Genomic DNA, 16,771 nt, shown 5'->3' with positions numbered 1-16,771 from the left:
GCGGGACACGCGGGTGGCCGGCGCCGCCGGGGAGCAGACCGGTTCCAGCCGCCAGTGGGAGTTCGGGGACGCGGAGCCCTGGGACGTCACGCGCACCCTGACCAACGCGATCAGCCGTACCGCGGCCGACGGCGGGAACCCCGCCCGGGGGCTGCACCTTACCGCGGCAGACATCGAAATCAGCGAAACAGAGGCCCGCACCCAGGCCGCCGTCGTCCTGCTCGTTGATGTGTCGTTCTCGATGGCCGCCGAAGGGCGGTGGGTGCCGATGAAGCGGACCGCCCTGGCCCTGCACCACCTCGTCTCCACGCGGTTCCGCGGGGACCGGTTGGAGCTGATTACGTTCGGCCGCTACGCGCAGTCGATGGATATCGGCGAGCTGACGGCACTGCCGGTCCGCCGGGAGCAGGGCACCAACCTGCACCATGGCCTGCTGCTCGCCGGGCGGTTCTTCCGCCGGCACCCGTCCATGCAACCTGTCCTCCTTGTGGTGACCGACGGCGAACCCACCGCGCATCTGCTGCCGGAGGGCGAGCCCTGGTTCTGCTGGCCTTCGGACCCGGAAACCATCCGCGTCACGGTGGCAGAGCTCGACCGCCTGGGGCGTGCCGGCGCGCAGGCGACGTTTTTCCGGCTCGGCGATGACCCTAGCCTTGAGCGCTTCGTCCAGCGCATGGTTCGGCGGGTCGGCGGCAGGGTTGTCGCGCCTGACGTCGGGGGCCTCGGGGCCGCCGTCGTGGGGGAGTACCTGCGCGCGCACTTCCGGGGGCGTGCCTTCGGCGATTCAGACTGGGCGTCCTGAATATTCTGATTGGGGATGTTGTTCAGCCTCGGCTTTCAGGAAAGGGCCTGCCCCGGCAGCGTGAGGATTTCCGCACCGTCGTCGGTGATGGCGATCGTGTGCTCACTGTGGGCCGTCCGGCACCCGGTTGCGCTCCGGAGCGTCCAGCCGTCGGGGTCGGTGATGAGTTCAGCGGTGTCCGCCATGACCCAGGGCTCCAATGCCAGCAGCAGCCCGGGCCGCAGCGTGTATCCACGGCCGGGCCGTCCGGTATTTGGCACGTGCGGGTCCTGGTGCATTGTTGATCCGATCCCATGGCCGCCGAACTGGGTGTTGACCGGGTAGCCTGCCTCGCGAAGGACGGAGCCGATGGCGTGGGAGATGTCACCGATGCGGGCTCCGGGGCCTGCGGCGGCTATCCCTGCCTGCAGCGCGCGTTCGGTCGCGTCGATCATCGCGACGCTCTCCAGGGGCTTGGCGTCGCCCACAATGAAGCTGATGGCTGAGTCTGCAGCGACTCCGCCTTTGGAGACGGCGAGGTCGAGCGTCAGCAGGTCGCCGTCGGCCAGCGTGTAATCGTGCGGCAGTCCGTGGAGCACGGCGTCGTTGACGGCGGTGCAGATGTAGTGGCCGAATGGCCCGCGTCCGAAGGACGGCTCGTAGTCCACGTAGCAGGACTGCGCTCCAGCCTCGACGATCATGGCCTTTGCCCACTGGTCGATGTCCAAGAGGCTGGTGCCCACCGTGCTGCGGGCCTTCAGTGTCTGCAGTATGTGGGCGACCAGGGCGCCGGCCTCCTTTGCCCGGCCCAGCTCGGCGGAGTTCAGGATCTCAATCATGCGGCACCTTCCCAGAACCAATAACTATCCCGGCCATATTATCCCGGTATTACAATTGGAGCCATGGTCAGATTGCCGCTCAGTCCCGATGAGGTGGAGCGCGGGCAGCGCCTCGGCTCCCTCCTCCGGCGCGCCAGGGGAAAGCGCCCGATGCTCGCCACCGCGTTGGATGCCCAGGTCTCACCCGAGACCCTCCGGAAGATCGAGTCGGGCCGCGTCGCCACTCCTTCGTTCCCCACCATTGCGGCGATTGCCGATGTCCTCGGCCTCTCCCTCGATGCGCTGTGGGCCGAGATCAACCAGGCGGAGGGCGGTGCTGAGCCGGCCAGTGCGCGTCGCAATGCGGCTGAGCGGTTGGCCTAATAGGAGCACAATGATCCGCGGACTCTCAGGGGCGCGTCTCCTCGGCCGGTCCCTTATCCGGCTGCTCCGTTGATGCATTGGCTTCGTCCGCTGCCGCGCCCTGCCGCCGGCTGGCAACCAGGAACGGAACCGCAAGGCTTTGGAAGATCCCCGCCAGGGCCAACGACATGGGATAGCCGTACAGGTCGGCGCTCCTGCCGAGCACCGGCTGCACCACAACGCCGCCGCTGGATCCCATCAGCGAATCAAAGCTCAGCACGGTGGCCCGCTGCTTGGACGGAATCATGTCGTTCACATACGCCTGCCGTACCGGCATGGCGGCGGAATCGATCACTGCCCACAGCGTCAACAGAACCAGGGCAACCCAGAAAACGCGGGCAAACCCGAGCACCAGGAGAATCACAGCACTGATGCTGCCGCTCAGGATCAACACGGAGGTGCGTTTGCGGAACAGGCGCCGGACATAGGGCGCGAGCCAACCGCCCACCACCTCTGCGCCCGCCACAATGGCCGCTGCCAGCCCGGCAACAGAATAGGCGCGGGGGTCGCCAAAAAGCTCCAGCAGGTACGGCTGCAGGGCATAAAAGACATAGATTCCGACGCCGGCACTGAAGGGGGCGGCCAGCATCACATACCGTACGGGCGGGATTTTCAGGCCGTTTTCGATCGAGGCGGACAGCACTGCCCGCGTTGCGCGCAACGGGTGCGTCGAACGCTCCGGGGTGAACCCGACGTCGTGCATCAGTCCAAAGGCGACCGCGAACATAGCAAGCAGCACGCCCACCCGCACCAGGAAGGGCACACCGAGGTCCGTAGCCTGGGCGATCACGCCACCGGCCACCGAGCCGGCGAGCATCGCCACGCCCGAGACCATCTGCCCCCGCCCAAACACGGCCTCCAGCCCGCCTTCATAGCCGGAGTAGCGCAGCGCATCAACAAGCCAGGCCTCAACCGCACCGGAGAAGAAGGTGAAGCCCAGGCCAAGCAACACGGACACGACTGCCCACCAGGCGAACGGGGCGGAGAACTGCCACAACAGGTAGTAGAGGTACGTGGATCCGGCCAGGGTCACGGTGCCGAGCAGGAATGACGCCCGGCGGCCCCAGCTGTCGGCGACCACGCCGGTGGGAACCTCGAAAATTACCATTCCGACCGTGAAGAACGCGTTGGCGGCGAAGGCCTCGAAATTGCTGAGGCCCGCGTCCAGCAGGAACAGCGTGTTGACGCCCCAAATGAACGAAGCCGCAAGCGTATTGCCCAGCGTCAACGTCAGGTAGATGCGCTGGATCCTTCGGGCTGCGGCATTCATCGGTTCGCTGGCCCGGCCCCTCCGTCCAAGGAACACGAGGCCATTCTCACCCCGTTCAGGCTCCCGGTGCCAGAGCCCCGAACAAACCGATCCACGGCAGTGGACGGAGGGGCCTGGAACAGCTCAGAGAATCGACCCGCTTTGCTGCCGACCGTCGTCTCAGCATTCCGCACAGCCTGCTGGCGAATATCGGGCTCGGCGGCAAGATGTACAACTCCCCCGAGGAGCCCGTTCCGTGTCAGGATCAAGGTATGCCTGACCGCCTTATGCTGCTGGACACTGCCTCGCTGTACTTCCGCGCCTTTTACGGCCTGCCCGATTCCATCCGCCGCGCGGACGGCACGCCGGTCAATGCCGTCAGGGGACTCTTGGACATGATCGCCAGGCTGACCACGGACTACGGGGCCACCCACCTCATCGCGTGCTGGGATGACGACTGGCGGCCGCAGTGGCGTGTGGACCTCCTTCCCACTTACAAGTCGCACCGCGTCGCGGAGGCGATGACGGATGCCCCTGATGTGGAGGTCGTGCCGGACGCCCTCGAGGCGCAGCTTCCCATGATCCGCCGGGCGCTTGGCCTGGCCGGAATCGCCATTGTCGGTGCCGCTGACCACGAGGCCGACGACGTTGTGGGCACCTACGCCAGCCACGCCGACCTCCCTGTCGACGTCGTCACCGGGGACCGCGATCTCTTCCAGGTCTGCGATGACGCCCGCCAGGTCAGGGTGATCTACACCGCGCGAGGCATGAAAAACCTCGATGTCATGACCGAAGCGGCGGTGGTGGGCAAGTACCGGGTGCTGCCCCAGCAGTACGCGGATTACGCCACCCTTCGCGGTGACGCGTCGGACGGGCTACCGGGTGTTGCCGGGATCGGGGAAAAGACAGCAGCGTCCCTGCTCCTGAAGTACGGCACTCTGGAGAGCCTCCTCGAGGCAGCGGCGGACCCAAACAGTGGCCTGTCGTCACCTGTCCGGGCGAAGCTGGAAGCCGCCGCCGATTACCTGGTGGCCGCTCCCGCCGTCGTACGGCTTGTGCGGGACCTCGACCTGCCCTCCCTCGAGGAAGCCGGCGCCCGGCTGCGCCCCGTCACCGGCGGGGCGCGCGCCGAACTCGAAAGCGTTGCCACCGAATGGAACCTGGGCGGGTCGGTCAGGCGGCTCCTCGACGCGCTGGACCGTCCCCGGGCAGGCTGAGTGCTTCCGGGTACGGCCCCCTGGCCCGGAAGCAGCGGCGAAACTGCCTATTTCTTGAGCAAAAGTGACATGGTGGGCTGCCCTCCCTGCCGATATGGTGGCTGCAGTGGTTCAAGCAGCCGGACCTCTCAATTGGGGGATTGGAGTTGCTGATGGCCGATGGCCCGGATAAGCGCGGCAGAGCCAAAAGGGACCGGGAGAAAAGCGGTCCCGACGACGCAGGCGATGCAGAGGATGCCCAGCAACAGGCGGATGACCCGGCTGCTGCCCCCGATGTGGAACCCCGCCGCCCACGCCTCTACGGCTACGACCCAGACTATTGGCCGGAGCAGCGATAGTGCTGTCTTCCAGACGTAGGTTCCCGGCCGGCACGGGCAGCAGACAAGCAAACCAGGGCATGGCTAAGCTGGGTGTGTCCGGACGTTCAGCCTGCTGACGAAAGCGCGGTGAGTGCAATGCCGAAGACGGGAAAGAACGACCACGCCCGCAAGGACGAGCTTCCTTCGACCCTTCAGCGCTCCGACCAGAAAGCGCAGGACACGTTTGCCAAAACCTACGATTCCGCCATGGAGTCGTATGACAACGACGAAAGCCGCGCCGCCCGGGCCGCCTACGCCTCACTGAAGCACAGTTACGAAAAAGTGGGGGACCACTGGGAGCCGAAGGAGAAACGCGGGCCTTCAGACAAACGGGCCGAAAAGGGAGCCGGGGCAGCCGAACCCACCGCCGGCGGCGTGGACGCCAACGCCTCCAAGAAACACCTGCTGGAGCGCGCCCGCGAACTGGATATCCCCGGCCGCTCGACAATGGACAAGGACGAACTCGTCAAGGCGCTGCAGAAGGCTAACGAAGCCGCCACCCGCAAGGCACGCGAAAAGTAAAACAACCAGGCAAAGACGCCAGGAGGTTCGGATGTCGGTCAAAGGCACCAGGGACGCAGCAGGTCCTGCAGGGCGGGGCGGGCCGGAAGGGCGCCAGGGCAACGGCACTGCCGGCATCAGCCCCCGGGACCCCGCCATGGTTCGAAACGTGGCACTTGTTGGCCGGTCAGGTGCCGGCAAAACCACCCTTGTCGAGGCACTGCTTGAGGCCAACGGCATGATCACCAGGAAGGGCTCGGTGGTTGACGGGACCACCGTGAGCGACTCCGATCCCGCCGCCATCCACCAACAACGCTCGGTGGCCCTGTCAGTGGTCCCGCTGCCCGTGGCCGGAATGAAGATCAACCTCCTCGACACCCCCGGCTATCCGGACTTCATCGGCGAACTCCGCGCCGGCCTTCGCGCCGCGGACGCCGTCCTTTTCGCCGTCTCCGCTGTTGACGGGGTGGACGCAGGCACCACAGCAATCTGGCAGGAGTGCCAGTACCTGGGGATGCCGCGTGCCGTGGTCATCACGCGGCTCGACCATCCCCGGGCTGATTACGACGGCGTCCTCGCCGCCTGCCGCGCGGCGTTCGGCGACACGGTGCTTCCGCTGTATGTGCCTGTCCGCACCGACGGGGAGGCCACCGGGCTCCTCGGCCTGCTGTCCGGCACGGTCTTCGAATATTCGCCGGGGACGTCCGGTGGCACGGCGCGTGATGGTGAGCCCCGGGAAATCGAAGCAGCCGATGCTGCGCGGGCCGAGCTCATCGAGGGGATCATCGCCGAAAGCGAAGATGAAACGCTGATGGAGCGCTACCTTGGCGGCGAGGACATCAACGCCGACGTGCTCATCGCAGACCTGGAAACCGCGGTCGCCCGCGGAACGTTTTTCCCTGCGGTGCCCGCTTCGGCGCTCACCGGGCTGGGCACGGCGGAACTGCTGGAGCTCCTCACCAAGGCGTTTCCGTCCCCGCCGGAGCGCAGCCTGCCGCGGGCAACAGACCTTACTGGAACGCCGGTCCGGAGCCTTGCCTGCAACCCCGAGGGGCCGCTGGCGGCCGAAGTGGTGCGCACCACGGTGGATGCCTTCCTGGGCCGCGTCTGCCTGGTCCGGGTCTTCTCCGGAACCCTGCGCGGTGATACCCCGGTCCACGTCAGCGGACATGGGCTCGCGGACCGTGGACACCAGGACCACGATACCGACGAGCGACTCACCCACCTTTACTCGCCCCTCGGAGCCAACCTCCGGCCCGTGCCCTTTTGTATCGCCGGCGACATTGCCGCGGTAGCGAAACTGGGCAGCGCCGAGACCGGGGATACCATCTCGGCCAAGGACCGGCCGCTGCTGCTGGCCACCTGGGAGATGCCCGAGCCGCTCATGCCGGTCGCCATTGAGGCCGATTCCCATGGCGACGAGGATGCCCTGGCGCGCAGCTTGGGAAAGGTGGCAGCCGGCGACCCCACCCTTCGCGTGGAACGCAATGCCGAAACCCACCAGCTGATCCTCTGGTGCATGGGGGAGGCCCACGCCGAAGTGGTGCTGGACAGGCTGCGGGACCAGGGGGTGAAGCTGCACACCGTGGACGTCGTGACACCCCTGCGGGAAACCTTCTCCAGCCGTGCCGCAGGGCACGGCCGCCACGTCAAACAGTCCGGCGGGCACGGCCAGTATGCCGTCTGCGACATCGAGGTTGAGCCCATGCCCCGGGGCGCGGGATTTGAATTTCTCGACAAAACGGTGGGCGGCGTCATCCCCGGAACCTTCATCTCCTCCGTTGAGAAGGGCGTGCGTGCCCAGATGCAGAAAGGCGTTGCTTCCGGTTTTCCCGTGGTGGATGTTCGGGTCACCGTCGTGGGCGGCAAGGCGCACAGCGTCGATTCCTCGGACGCAGCCTTCCAGGCAGCCGGTGCCCTTGCCTTGCGGGAGGCGGCGGCAGCGGGCAAAATCCAGCTGCTGGAGCCTGTCTCGTCAGTGGTGATCAGCGTCCCGGACGAGCACGTGGGAACGGTAATGAGCGACCTCTCAGCCCGCCGCGGCCGGCTGACGGGCACCACGTCCTCCGGCGGGGACAGGACGGAGATTACGGCGGAGGTGCCGGACCAGGAACTCCTCAAATATGCGGTGGAGCTGCGTTCCCTGACCGCCGGCACCGGCACCTTCAGCCGCCAGTACCTCCGGCATGATCCCGTACCCGGCAACGTGGCGGCTGCCGGGGCCGGCAGGTGACGCTGGGGCTTCAGCGGGGTTAGGGCGCCTGCGGGGCGTGCTGCTCAGCCGGCCGGGGCGTGACAGTCAGGGATGCCACCTGTTCAAGCCGGGGGTGCAATTGGTCGCCGCCCTCTACCACGCCTTTCTGCCACCACAACTTCACTCCTTCGGGGACGACCTCCAGGCATGCCAAATTGTTGTCGAACCATGGCCCTTTGATGCCTGTCCACCGGAAGGGCGGGTCCGGAACCTTTGCGGAGCGCGCAGCCAAAGCACCCAGGGATGCCGAGAGCCCGTAGGACGAAAGGCCCGTGACGTATCGCATCAGCCGCGGCAGCGGGTTACGGATAGGAGAGCAAACAGTTTGGACAATCCGGCTTCCCGCTGCCCGCTGCACTTCCGAGACGTAGGAAAAATGGACGTCCCCGGACAGGAACATCACCGTTTCCGGAGCGCTCCCGCGTTGGCCGTCGGCCACTTCGGCGGCCATGGCGGCCACGCGCTGAAAGCTCTTCTGGAATGCTGCCCAGTGTTCCAGGTCCAAAGCCCGGCGCAATTTCTCTGCTGCCTTGGCGGGCAGGCTTCCCCATGCGCCCTCGGCAATGGCTTCGTTCCAGGACTCCAGATAATGCAATCCCATTGGCAGGAGGAACGGGAGCGACGTGGCTATGAGCAGGTGGCGAAAACCGCCTCGCATGCAGTGATCAAGCCAGGCCATTTCCGAGTCGTCCAGCAGCGCCCGCCGGTCGGGAGAGAGATTACGGGCCGCGCGTGAGTCCAGCACAATCAGCCTGGTGTCACCAAAGTCCCGGCAGAGGCTCCACCGGTAGGACTCCGGGTTGGCATCGGCGTGTTCCATAAGTTGGTCCAGTTCAGCACTGATGTCCAGTTCGCCGTTCCCGGTATGCTGGACGATCCGCTGCCACATGGCGTCCCGCGCGCGTTCCTGCGGGGAAAGGTTGCCCAGATGCTGGTACACCCAGTACGAAGCCAGCCCCGAAATTACCCGCTCCTGCCACCAAGGGGTTGACGCCATCTCCTGCTTCCACGTTTGGGAGGAGTTCCAGTCATCCCGGATGTCGTGGTCATCGAAGATCATGGTGCTGGGCAGGGTGGACAACAGCCAACGGTTCGTGGGATCGGACCATGCGAGATTGTAAAGGTGGGCGTACTCTTCGTAGTCCTTAAGTTCCTCCCCTGGCGGCTCGTCGATGTCCCGCCGGGAGCGGATGAACTCCTGCATCTGTTTGCTGGTTGAGTCCGCGTAAACCTGGTCTCCGAGGAAGGCCACCAGATCGGGCCAGGCCGTGCCGTCGTCGGATGCCATCCGCAGCGCATAGGCGCGCAGGGAGTCCACGCCGTGGCTGCGGTTGCCTGACGCATCGTGCGGAACGCTGGTGCGGCAGGAGCCGAAAGCCATACGTAGGGGCCTGCCGGGAGCCAGGGTTGCGATTCTCGACGGCGGCAGGTGGGATTCCGGCTTGGGCCACACCTCGGTCCCGTTGATCTCAAGAGAGTAGGGAGCGACGGTTCCCGGTTCCAGCGCTGTCACCTCCACCAGGGCGTAGTGGTGGCCGTGGACAGTGAAGGTCCGGGCGGTCCAGGTTTTTCCGGCGGCGTGGACCGTGACTTCTGCGGAGCCGCGCGTCTCCACCCAGATGCTCGCTGAGGTTTCATCCACGTACCGAATCATGGGGCCGAGCACCAGAGGCGATGTCATGACTAAGTTGTACCCGCTCCGGCCCGACGGCGCCATGGTCAGGAGCTGAGGGTGCCCCGGACGATGCTGACACTGGAATGGGCCGGATTTCCGTCGAGCGGTTCGTCAGAGATGTCAACGATGGGGTAGCTGGAGAGGTCGAGGCCCTCCGGAACGTCAAAGCGACCGGAGGAGGAGTTCATGATCCCCAGGCTGACAAGCCGGGAAAGGTCGGGGGCAATGAGCCACACTTCCTGGTAGCCCCGGGCCTCCGACTTGTCCAGCTGCACCTCAATGGTCCGCGAACCGTCGCCGGCCTCGGTCACGGTTGCCGATCCGGTGGCGGAGAACTGCTCCAGCGGTTCCAGGCGGGCCGAGGCGAGCGGAACCGGTGCGACCGTCTGGTTGACGGCGACCACAACGCCGGTGGTGATCACGGCGGCTGCCGCGGCGGCTGCCAGCCAGGTCACGGGCCGGCGAAGCCACGTGACATTGTTGCTTCCTTTTGCAGGCAGGGGTTCAGCAGGCTCCGCGTTTGCGGGGCCCAGCGGATCCGCCGCAACGGCGTCGGAAAGTCCCAGCTTCCGGTGGATTCCTTCCCACACGTTTGGGCCTGGGCTCTCCAGGGAACTGGCATCGGGCGTGGTCCGGACGGCATTGACGGCCCGGCGGAGCGCGGCGTACTCGGCTGCGCACTCAGGGCAGGAACGAAGGTGGCTGATGCTGCCCGCGTCCACAGGCTCGTTCAGGGCGAACAGGCTCAGGGCTTCGGGGTCAAGGTGCTGCATGATCCACCTCCAATCGGTGTCTCAGGTGGCTAAGGCTGCGGCGGATATGACTCTTGACCGTACCAAGGGGAAGGTTCAGTTGCCGTGAAATCTGGTCGTGGGTCAGGTCGTCATAAAACGCCAGGCGCATAATCGAGCCCTGGGGTTCGCCGAGGCGGTCAAGCTCCCCGTCCAGCAGCAGCCTGTCGGCGAGGATTTCAGCGGAAGATGAGGCGGCGGCGTCCTCCGCCCCGGGCTGAAGACCAGCAGCCGCCAGCACTTTGCGGTTTTCACGGGCAGACGCGCTCAGGGCATCGGTGACCGCATTGCGCGTGATCCCGACAATCCACGCCGGCAGTTCCGCCTTGTAGGGGTCGAAGGTGGACCGTGACTTCCAGACGCGGATGAAGACTTCCTGTGTGACGTCGTCGGCCGCGCTGCGGTTACGCAGCGCCCGGAGCGCCAACGTATACACCAGGGGAGAGAACTGGCGGTAGGCCTCGGCCAGGGCAGTTTCGTCGCCGGCGGCGAAGGAATAATCGAACTGCCGGTCCCATCTCCCGAAGCCGGAGGGCGGGGAAGCAGCGCTGCCTCCATGCTGCTCGTCGCCGGAAGGGGTCTGGCCAGAAGGTGCCACATCGGCCTCCTTCCCCACCTCGGCGTTGAGCGTCAGGGCTGCGGAGCGGCTCATTCCAGTTCCGCAGTGACAATGACATTGTCACTGTAGTCCTGTTTCTCGTCCAGCCAGCGGCCTCCGCAGGTGACAATCTTGAGCAGGTGTGGCCCGTCACGGCGGAAGAGGGAACCGCCGTCGAACTTGTCCTTGGCCATCAGCTCAACGGAGCGCACGCGGTAGTTCAGGGCCGGTGCGCCGTTTCGCTCGATGGTGACGCGGGTGCCGGGTGTAAGGCCGTTCAGTTGGGAGAGGGGAGCGAGGTCCGAGGTGGTGTCTACGTGGCCCGCCACAACGGCTGCCCCGGCCGCTGCTCCGGGGGCCGGGCCGTGCCGGTACCAGCCGGCCTGGTCGAAGGCTTCCGGAATCTCCATAGCCCCATCCGGAGAGACGCTCACTTCCACGATGCCCATGTTGATGGTGGTGCCCTCGACGGTCAGTGAGCGTGGTGTCGGGTCCTTGGGTGCAGCCGGCATCGGGGTGGCCTGGCGGATTGGAACATTGGGCAGCGCAGTGGGTGTGCTTGCAGGTGCAGGCGACGATGCGGGGGCGGTGGTGGCTGCTGTGGTGGGGGCGGGCGAGGCAGCTTCCGGTGGTGCCGGTGTGCCGCATCCGGACAGCAGCGCCATTACGGAAAGGACGATGGCGGCGGTCATGGTGCGTGCCTTCGTTGTGCTGCGCCCGGTGGCCGCCTGCGCAACGTCCGGGTGGCCCCGGAACCTTCGCTCCGTCGTCGTGCTTTCCATGGGTACAACCTCCTTTGTCAACGTTGCCCAAGTGTTAACGTTGCCCAAGTGCTTGAAGCTCCGCCTCCTGTCTGGGGGAGCGGAAGGGACGGGCCCGGCCGGCCGGCGAAAGATGCCGGCCGGCCGGGCCTTGGATGTCAGGGCGCCGGGCAGGTTACCGTGCCTCGCCTTGCAGCGACCCTAGTTCACCCTGCGCAGGGCAGCCGAGCGGGAAACGGCGACTGCGCCCAGCAGGAGTGCGATCCCTGCAGCCCCAAATCCGGCGACTGCCATGGCCTGTCCTGCGGCGCCCGCGTCAGCAGCACCCGAGCGTCCACCCGGGACTGCCCCCGGTGCTGAATGCAGGCCCTCAATGGTCTGCACTGCGAGCTGCAGGGTCTGGTCGGTCAGGCTGCCCCAGGCGTACACGATGGTGTGCGTACCTTCGGCGACCGTCACCTCAGCGGGGCCAATGACGGGCTGGGTGGTGCCCGCCGCTGCCACAGCTGCCGGGATGGTGCCCGGATCCAGCGTCAGTGTCTGTTCGTTCGGGTTGGCCAGATTGGAAATGACGGCGGAACCGGCGGCCAGGACGTCGACGGCGGGAGCGGCAGCGGTGTGCCTGACTGTCAGTTTGCCCTTGCCGGGTTCAATCGGCGAGACGTCGTTGGTAAAGAAGTTCGCCGTGGGCTTGCCGGCGGCATCCAGGTTGGCCACGGCTGTGTAGTTGCCGTTGGCGGCGAGGGTCACGTTGACCGGGCCGATCACGGCGGCTGATGCGTCTGCTGCATCCGCGGCAGTGATGGCGAGGGCGTAGTTTCCTGCCGGGAGAGCCAGCGGGCCGGCAAGGGTGCCGGGAGTAAAGTCGTCCAGGGTCCGCTCGCCATTGACCCAGACGTCGACCGTCAGGCCGGGCACTCCGTGCAGAACGGACAGCTGGGCGTCGCCTTCAGCCGCCTGGGCCGGGCCGGCGAAAGCCAGTGCTGCCGCGACTGCCACTGCTCCTGATGCAAAAATGCTGGTGCGCATGATTTCTCCTTCTTCGGCCCGCTGGGCGGGCGGTTTTTGCTTACACCCCTACTACCGGCACCAGTGCCCATCCGGATGCAGATGCATGAAAAAACTTTAAAAAAATTCCCGGCTGCCCACTGGAAGGCGGAGGTGGTATTTGACGCCGGGCTGCCCGGCTCCATTACGGACGATGTACCGGTATGACCCTCCGTGTCGGTGCGCGTCCGCACGTTGCAGAGCGGTTGAATCCTGTGAGCGGCTGATGGTTTGGTGAGGTAACGATCCAACGAGAGGGCCACGCCATGACAGTCACAGCAGATCTTGCTCCCCGCCGGCTTCGCGACATTTTTGGGACCTTCGCCACCGGTTTGACCGTGATCACCAGCGCAACGGAAGGTGGCCCGGCTGGATTTACCTGCCAGTCGTTCGCATCGTTGTCCCTCGAACCTGCGCTTGTGACCTTTAGCCCGGCGAGGACGTCCAGTACCTGGCCGGTACTGCGCCAGGCAGCATCGTTTGCCATCAACATCCTCCCCGCAACGCAGCAGCATCTCGCGGGGCAGTTTGCCAGGTCGGGAGCTGACAAGTTTGCCGGTGTGGGCTATTCAGCCTCGCCGTTGGGCAACCCCGTCCTCGACGATGCCCTTGCCTGGATCGACTGCGAACTCCATGCGGAGTACGACGGCGGTGACCACACTATTGTGGTGGCTGCCGTGAGGCACTTGAGCGCCCGGGAGGACGCCGAGCCACTGTTGTTCTTCAAGGGCCGGTACGCCGGGATTGCCCCCGCTGGCCGCCTGCTTGAGGCGGCCAGCTAGGCATAGGGTCTACGGCGGCGCTGCAGCGCCATGCCGCGTTCCGGCGGCTGCCAATCAATATGAGATGAACGCGACCAGTTCGCCCACCCGGTCCTCGGGGTAGTTGCGGGCGATGTCGGCCTGGCTTAGAACCCCCACCAGATCGTGGCCATCGATCACGGGCAACCTGCGCACCTGATGGTCCTGCATTGTTCGGATCGCTTCTTCGATCGAATCGTCAGCGCCGATGGTGACGGGTTTTCCTTCACCAAATTCTCCGGCTGTTGCCGTGCGTGGATCCCCGCCCGCTGCCAGGCATTTGATGACGATGTCCCGGTCCGTCAGCATGCCCTTGAGCCTGTTGTCCTCGCCGCAGATTGGGAGTGATCCCACACCGAGTTCCTTCATTTTCCGGGCTGCCGCCTCGAGCGTCTCTTTCTCGCCCACGCATTCTGCGCCCCCGGTCATGATTTCCCGTGCCGTCGTCATGATCTCCTCCATCCGTAATGCCGTGCCTGCCATGCCCTGCCGTGTCTGCGGCGGGATCGGGTGGCCCTACGGGGAGTCGGTCGTGGTCCACAGCTCCGAAGAGCCAGCCAATGGCAAAATGGTAAGCCTGCTGACTATTTGTGTCCAGAGCTATATCGGCCCGGGAGGCAGTTGATCCAGGCAGGCCCCGCCGGCCGGTGACGTGCAGGGGCTGGAGTTCTTGCGTCACCGCAATCAGGTAGTAAGCTTGCTGATCAATACTAGTAAGCTTGCTGATTAACTGAGGTTAGGAGTAGGGCCATGGGCACAGTTTTTTCTGCCGCCACGGCGCTGGCGGTTACCCTTGCCGGCGCAGCCGCGGCTCTGAGTGCCCCCTTTGGCGCTGCCGGGAACGGCGGCCAGTACCTGGCCGGCCACGTGCTGTTGGGGCTGGGCCTCGGTCACTCAATCGCCATCCTGCTGCGGATGGCAACCAGCCGCCTGATGGCCGGCCGATCCGCAGGCAAGGCGGCTGCCGGCACTGCACCGGAGCCGGCCCAGCTCGCCACGGTTACCGTCCTGCCCACCAGGCCCGCGGCCATGGCACCGCTGCGGGGCAGGCATGCCGCCTGAGACGCGGCCGCTGCGTGAAGGCACAGAAGGCACGCCACCCCGGAAGCGCCTCCGCGTCTGGCAGGCCGCCTCTGCACTACTGGCAGTGGCCGGCCTTGCCGCGGCGCTTTATGCGGCCTCACCGCTCGCGCGGCCGGCGGATTCCGATGAAGGTACACTCCGGGGGCTGCAAATCAGGGTGCTCACCATTAGCCAGGCTGCATCGGAAAACCGCATGGACGGTGCCCTTGCCGCGCTGGAGGCGCTGGAGAAAGACCTGAACGACGCCGCCGGCCAAGGCCTGATCTCGGTGTCGAGGTATCGCGGCATCGAGGCGGCCCTGGACTCTGTGCGTGCGGAGATTACCGGCCAGATTGCAGCGGTGTCGGCTGCCGCTGCTGAAGCCCCAACGGCGGGGACCGCAGACTCCTCCGCGGCTCCGGAACCCGCGCAGCAGCCCGCGCAGGTTGTACCGCAGGTTGTACCGCAGCCGCCCCTGATCGTTCAGGCACCTGCCCCTGAGGTGGCTCCCGTGCAAGAGGAACCGCAGTTGCCGGAGCCCGCAAAGGAAGCCAAAGGAAAGGGCAAGGGGCCAGGGAAACCCTGAGTGAACTTCCGGGCACAATGGACGGATGACTTCTCCAGCCGGGCAGCAGACTGCCGGCAAACCCTTCGACATTGCCGCCATCGGCGCCGGGCTGGCCTTCGCCAGCTCAGCCCGGGCGCTGACGGAAGCCCTCACCGGCGGCAACGGCCCGCGCTCCGCCGTCGTGCAGGCGCCGCCGGGAACCGGTAAAACTACCCTGGTCCCGCCACTGCTCGCGAATCTTTTGGCGCCGCGCGGCGGGCGCGTGGTTGTCACCCAGCCCCGCAGGGTCGCTGCCCGTGCCGCCGCGCGCCGGCTCTCGGTCCTGGACGGCACCCGGCTGGGCAGCCGGGTTGGCTATGCCGTGCGGGGGGAACGGCAGGCCGGATCCGAAACACTCATCGAGTTCGTGACACCCGGCATCCTGCTGCGCCGCCTGCTCTCCGACCCGGGGCTGGATGGTGTGGCCGCGGTGATATTGGACGAGGTCCACGAACGCGGACTTGAGACGGACCTGCTCGTCGGCATGCTCGTCGAGGTGCGGGAGCTGCGCGGGGACCTCACCGTCGTCGCCATGTCCGCGACCCTGGACGCACCGCGCTTTGCCGCCTTGCTCGGCAACAGTGACGACAGGGCACCCGCTCCCGTAGTGGACTGCCCCTCGGTGCTCCACCCCCTGGAAACAGAGTGGCGGCCTGCTTCGGGGCCACGCCTGGACGACAGGGGAGTAACGCATGCCTATCTCGATCATGTTGCCGCCACAGCTGCGGAGGAGCTCACGCAGGCGTTGAAGGGAGACGGCTCCACCGATGCCCTTGTTTTTGTTCCCGGCGCGCGGGAGGTCTCCCGGGTGGCGGCGGAGCTCCGCCGCAGGCTGGGACCGGACGCGGACGTCCTGGAGCTCCATGGCCAGGTGGCTGCAGCGGAACAGGACCGCGCAGTTTCAGGCCGCGCACCGGGCGGCAGCCCCAAAATCATTGTCTCCACTGATCTTGCTGAATCCTCCCTTACCGTGCCGGGTGTCCGGCTTGTCATCGATTCAGGGCTCACCCGGGAACCGAGGCGCGACGCCGGCAGGGGGATGAGCGGGCTGGTGACGGTTTCGTGCTCCCGGGCCTCCGCCGATCAGCGTGCGGGGCGGGCAGCCCGCCAGGGTCCCGGGCGGGTGGTCCGGTGCTATGACCAGCAGGCTTTTGGCGCCGCCCCGGCCCATGTGACGCCGGAAATCAAGGTGGCGGACCTGACCGGCGCCGCACTGCTCCTGGCAGCCTGGGGTTCCCCGCGCGGAGAGGGGCTCGCGCTGCCGGACCAGCCGCCACAGCAGGCCATGGACGATGCCATGCAGATCCTGCGGGAACTTGGCGCAGTGACAGACGAGGGCCAGGCCACCGGCATGGGAATGCTCCTGGCCACCATGCCGGCGGATCCCCGGCTGGCCCGGGCCCTGCTCGACGGGGCAGCAGCCGCGGGTCATTTGCCGGCAGCCGAAGCGGTGGCACTGGTCGCGGGTGATTACCGCGCTCCCGGCGCTGACCTGCCCCGCCTCCAGGCCCAGTTGCGGAACGAAACAGGACCGGAAGCACGGCGCTGGGCGGAGGATGCCCGCCGTCTGGCAGCCCTTGCGAAGCAGGGTGCGCTGACTGCTTCGCCGGCACAGCCCGCCCTGCCCGGGAAGGTCGCCGGTGCAGCGGTGGTGGGCGCCGTCGTCGCACTTGCCTTCCCTGACCGCGTGGCACGAAGGGTGGACGGTGACATTCCGAACCGCTATCTCCTTTCCTCGGGTACCCGCGCCGGGCTGCCTGCCGGGAGCTCGCTGTCCGGCCATGAATGGCTGGCGGTGGCGGAAGTGACCCGCGCCGGCGGGAGGGAC

The 16,771-nt window shown here is 66.5% G+C and carries 17 protein-coding genes; 9 read left to right on the top strand and 8 right to left on the bottom strand.

The window, feature by feature from the left end; translation table 11 throughout:
- Positions 1-802, top strand: an 802-nt coding sequence (locus AC5RV1_RS20295; RefSeq protein WP_493995797.1) for a vWA domain-containing protein, incomplete at its 5' end; no start/stop codon positions are given.
- 35 nt (positions 803-837) lie between these two features.
- Here AC5RV1_RS20295 and map read toward each other — a convergent pair.
- The gene (gene map / locus AC5RV1_RS20290) at positions 838-1,620 is read right to left on the bottom strand and encodes a type I methionyl aminopeptidase (protein WP_493948220.1); all 783 of its coding nucleotides are present in this window, start codon (positions 1,618-1,620) and stop codon (positions 838-840) included.
- A 63-nt stretch (positions 1,621-1,683) separates the two neighbouring features.
- Here map and AC5RV1_RS20285 point away from each other — a divergent pair, with 63 nt between their 5' ends.
- Complete coding sequence (locus AC5RV1_RS20285) at positions 1,684-1,983, top strand: helix-turn-helix transcriptional regulator (protein ID WP_493995796.1); 300 nt, start codon at positions 1,684-1,686, stop codon at positions 1,981-1,983.
- 25 nt (positions 1,984-2,008) lie between these two features.
- Here the strand turns inward: AC5RV1_RS20285 and AC5RV1_RS20280 are convergent, their stop codons facing one another.
- Positions 2,009-3,292: an MFS transporter gene (locus AC5RV1_RS20280; protein ID WP_493948442.1), complete on the bottom strand. Its 1,284-nt coding sequence runs from the start codon at positions 3,290-3,292 to the stop codon at positions 2,009-2,011.
- Positions 3,293-3,543: 251 nt separating this feature from the next.
- On the opposite strand from AC5RV1_RS20280, the gene AC5RV1_RS20275 reads away from it, so the two are divergent.
- The 3 genes from AC5RV1_RS20275 to AC5RV1_RS20265 all read left to right on the top strand — a co-directional run bounded on the left by AC5RV1_RS20275 (position 3,544) and on the right by AC5RV1_RS20265 (position 7,581).
- Positions 3,544-4,488 carry a 5'-3' exonuclease gene (locus tag AC5RV1_RS20275; RefSeq protein WP_493948222.1) on the top strand — a complete coding sequence of 315 codons (945 nt, stop codon included), beginning with the start codon at positions 3,544-3,546 and terminating at the stop codon, positions 4,486-4,488.
- A 455-nt stretch (positions 4,489-4,943) separates the two neighbouring features.
- Positions 4,944-5,369, top strand: coding sequence for a ChaB family protein (locus tag AC5RV1_RS20270; protein ID WP_430226086.1), 426 nt, complete (start codon positions 4,944-4,946; stop codon positions 5,367-5,369).
- Between the two features lie 31 nt (positions 5,370-5,400).
- Entirely contained in the window at positions 5,401-7,581 is a 2,181-nt protein-coding gene (locus AC5RV1_RS20265) for an elongation factor G-like protein EF-G2 (RefSeq protein WP_493948223.1), read from the top strand.
- Between the two features lie 19 nt (positions 7,582-7,600).
- Here the strand turns inward: AC5RV1_RS20265 and AC5RV1_RS20260 are convergent, their stop codons facing one another.
- From AC5RV1_RS20260 to AC5RV1_RS20240, 5 genes are all read right to left on the bottom strand, one after another.
- A complete protein-coding gene (locus AC5RV1_RS20260) occupies positions 7,601-9,283 on the bottom strand; it encodes an alkaline phosphatase D family protein (RefSeq protein WP_493995795.1) in 1,683 nt (560 codons plus the stop codon).
- A 38-nt stretch (positions 9,284-9,321) separates the two neighbouring features.
- Positions 9,322-10,050, bottom strand: coding sequence for an anti-sigma factor domain-containing protein (locus AC5RV1_RS20255; protein ID WP_493995794.1), 729 nt, complete (start codon positions 10,048-10,050; stop codon positions 9,322-9,324).
- Positions 10,037-10,720: an RNA polymerase sigma factor gene (locus AC5RV1_RS20250; protein WP_493995793.1), complete on the bottom strand. Its 684-nt coding sequence runs from the start codon at positions 10,718-10,720 to the stop codon at positions 10,037-10,039. Before AC5RV1_RS20250 ends, AC5RV1_RS20255 begins: the two co-directional genes overlap by 14 nt.
- Positions 10,717-11,448, bottom strand: a complete 732-nt coding sequence (locus AC5RV1_RS20245; protein ID WP_493995792.1) for a class F sortase — start codon at positions 11,446-11,448, stop codon at positions 10,717-10,719. The genes AC5RV1_RS20250 and AC5RV1_RS20245 overlap by 4 nt, the downstream gene beginning before the upstream one ends.
- 180 nt (positions 11,449-11,628) lie before the next feature.
- Positions 11,629-12,456, bottom strand: a complete 828-nt coding sequence (locus tag AC5RV1_RS20240) for a DUF4397 domain-containing protein (RefSeq protein ID WP_493995791.1) — start codon at positions 12,454-12,456, stop codon at positions 11,629-11,631.
- 284 nt (positions 12,457-12,740) lie between these two features.
- Here AC5RV1_RS20240 and AC5RV1_RS20235 point away from each other — a divergent pair, with 284 nt between their 5' ends.
- Complete coding sequence (locus tag AC5RV1_RS20235) at positions 12,741-13,256, top strand: flavin reductase family protein (RefSeq protein ID WP_493948229.1); 516 nt, start codon at positions 12,741-12,743, stop codon at positions 13,254-13,256.
- A 54-nt stretch (positions 13,257-13,310) separates the two neighbouring features.
- Here the strand turns inward: AC5RV1_RS20235 and AC5RV1_RS20230 are convergent, their stop codons facing one another.
- Positions 13,311-13,724, bottom strand: a complete 414-nt coding sequence (locus AC5RV1_RS20230) for a CBS domain-containing protein (RefSeq protein ID WP_493995790.1) — start codon at positions 13,722-13,724, stop codon at positions 13,311-13,313.
- A gap of 300 nt (positions 13,725-14,024) precedes the next feature.
- Here AC5RV1_RS20230 and AC5RV1_RS20225 point away from each other — a divergent pair, with 300 nt between their 5' ends.
- The 3 genes from AC5RV1_RS20225 to AC5RV1_RS20215 all read left to right on the top strand — a co-directional run.
- A complete protein-coding gene (locus AC5RV1_RS20225; protein ID WP_493995789.1) occupies positions 14,025-14,336 on the top strand; it encodes a hypothetical protein in 312 nt (103 codons plus the stop codon).
- Positions 14,326-14,922, top strand: coding sequence for a hypothetical protein (locus AC5RV1_RS20220; RefSeq protein ID WP_493995788.1), 597 nt, complete (start codon positions 14,326-14,328; stop codon positions 14,920-14,922). The genes AC5RV1_RS20225 and AC5RV1_RS20220 overlap by 11 nt, the downstream gene beginning before the upstream one ends.
- Positions 14,923-14,947: 25 nt before the next feature.
- Positions 14,948-16,771: helicase-related protein (locus AC5RV1_RS20215; RefSeq protein WP_493995787.1), on the top strand; the 1,824-nt coding region annotated here is incomplete at its 3' end.

The sequence above is a fragment of the Arthrobacter sp. Hb9-2 genome, assembly GCF_059091165.1.
The sequence above is the reverse complement of the archived record's forward strand: the minus strand, read 5'-3'. Positions and strand labels throughout refer to the sequence as shown.

Excerpts from the sequence above, each read along its gene's own strand:
- AC5RV1_RS20275 (WP_493948222.1), top strand. The coding sequence starts at position 3,544 with ATGCCTGACCGCCTTATGCTGCTGGACACTGCCTCGCTGTACTTCCGC.
- AC5RV1_RS20240 (WP_493995791.1), bottom strand. The coding sequence starts at position 12,456 with ATGCGCACCAGCATTTTTGCATCAGGAGCAGTGGCAGTCGCGGCAGCA.
- AC5RV1_RS20260 (WP_493995795.1), bottom strand. The coding sequence starts at position 9,283 with ATGACATCGCCTCTGGTGCTCGGCCCCATGATTCGGTACGTGGATGAA.
- AC5RV1_RS20220 (WP_493995788.1), top strand. The coding sequence starts at position 14,326 with ATGCCGCCTGAGACGCGGCCGCTGCGTGAAGGCACAGAAGGCACGCCA.
- AC5RV1_RS20250 (WP_493995793.1), bottom strand. The coding sequence starts at position 10,720 with ATGAGCCGCTCCGCAGCCCTGACGCTCAACGCCGAGGTGGGGAAGGAG.
- AC5RV1_RS20265 (WP_493948223.1), top strand. The coding sequence starts at position 5,401 with ATGTCGGTCAAAGGCACCAGGGACGCAGCAGGTCCTGCAGGGCGGGGC.
- AC5RV1_RS20225 (WP_493995789.1), top strand. The coding sequence starts at position 14,025 with ATGGGCACAGTTTTTTCTGCCGCCACGGCGCTGGCGGTTACCCTTGCC.
- map (WP_493948220.1), bottom strand. The coding sequence starts at position 1,620 with ATGATTGAGATCCTGAACTCCGCCGAGCTGGGCCGGGCAAAGGAGGCC.
- AC5RV1_RS20285 (WP_493995796.1), top strand. The coding sequence starts at position 1,684 with ATGGTCAGATTGCCGCTCAGTCCCGATGAGGTGGAGCGCGGGCAGCGC.
- AC5RV1_RS20245 (WP_493995792.1), bottom strand. The coding sequence starts at position 11,448 with ATGGAAAGCACGACGACGGAGCGAAGGTTCCGGGGCCACCCGGACGTT.
- AC5RV1_RS20280 (WP_493948442.1), bottom strand. The coding sequence starts at position 3,292 with ATGAATGCCGCAGCCCGAAGGATCCAGCGCATCTACCTGACGTTGACG.
- AC5RV1_RS20270 (WP_430226086.1), top strand. The coding sequence starts at position 4,944 with ATGCCGAAGACGGGAAAGAACGACCACGCCCGCAAGGACGAGCTTCCT.
- AC5RV1_RS20255 (WP_493995794.1), bottom strand. The coding sequence starts at position 10,050 with ATGCAGCACCTTGACCCCGAAGCCCTGAGCCTGTTCGCCCTGAACGAG.
- AC5RV1_RS20230 (WP_493995790.1), bottom strand. The coding sequence starts at position 13,724 with ATGACGACGGCACGGGAAATCATGACCGGGGGCGCAGAATGCGTGGGC.
- AC5RV1_RS20235 (WP_493948229.1), top strand. The coding sequence starts at position 12,741 with ATGACAGTCACAGCAGATCTTGCTCCCCGCCGGCTTCGCGACATTTTT.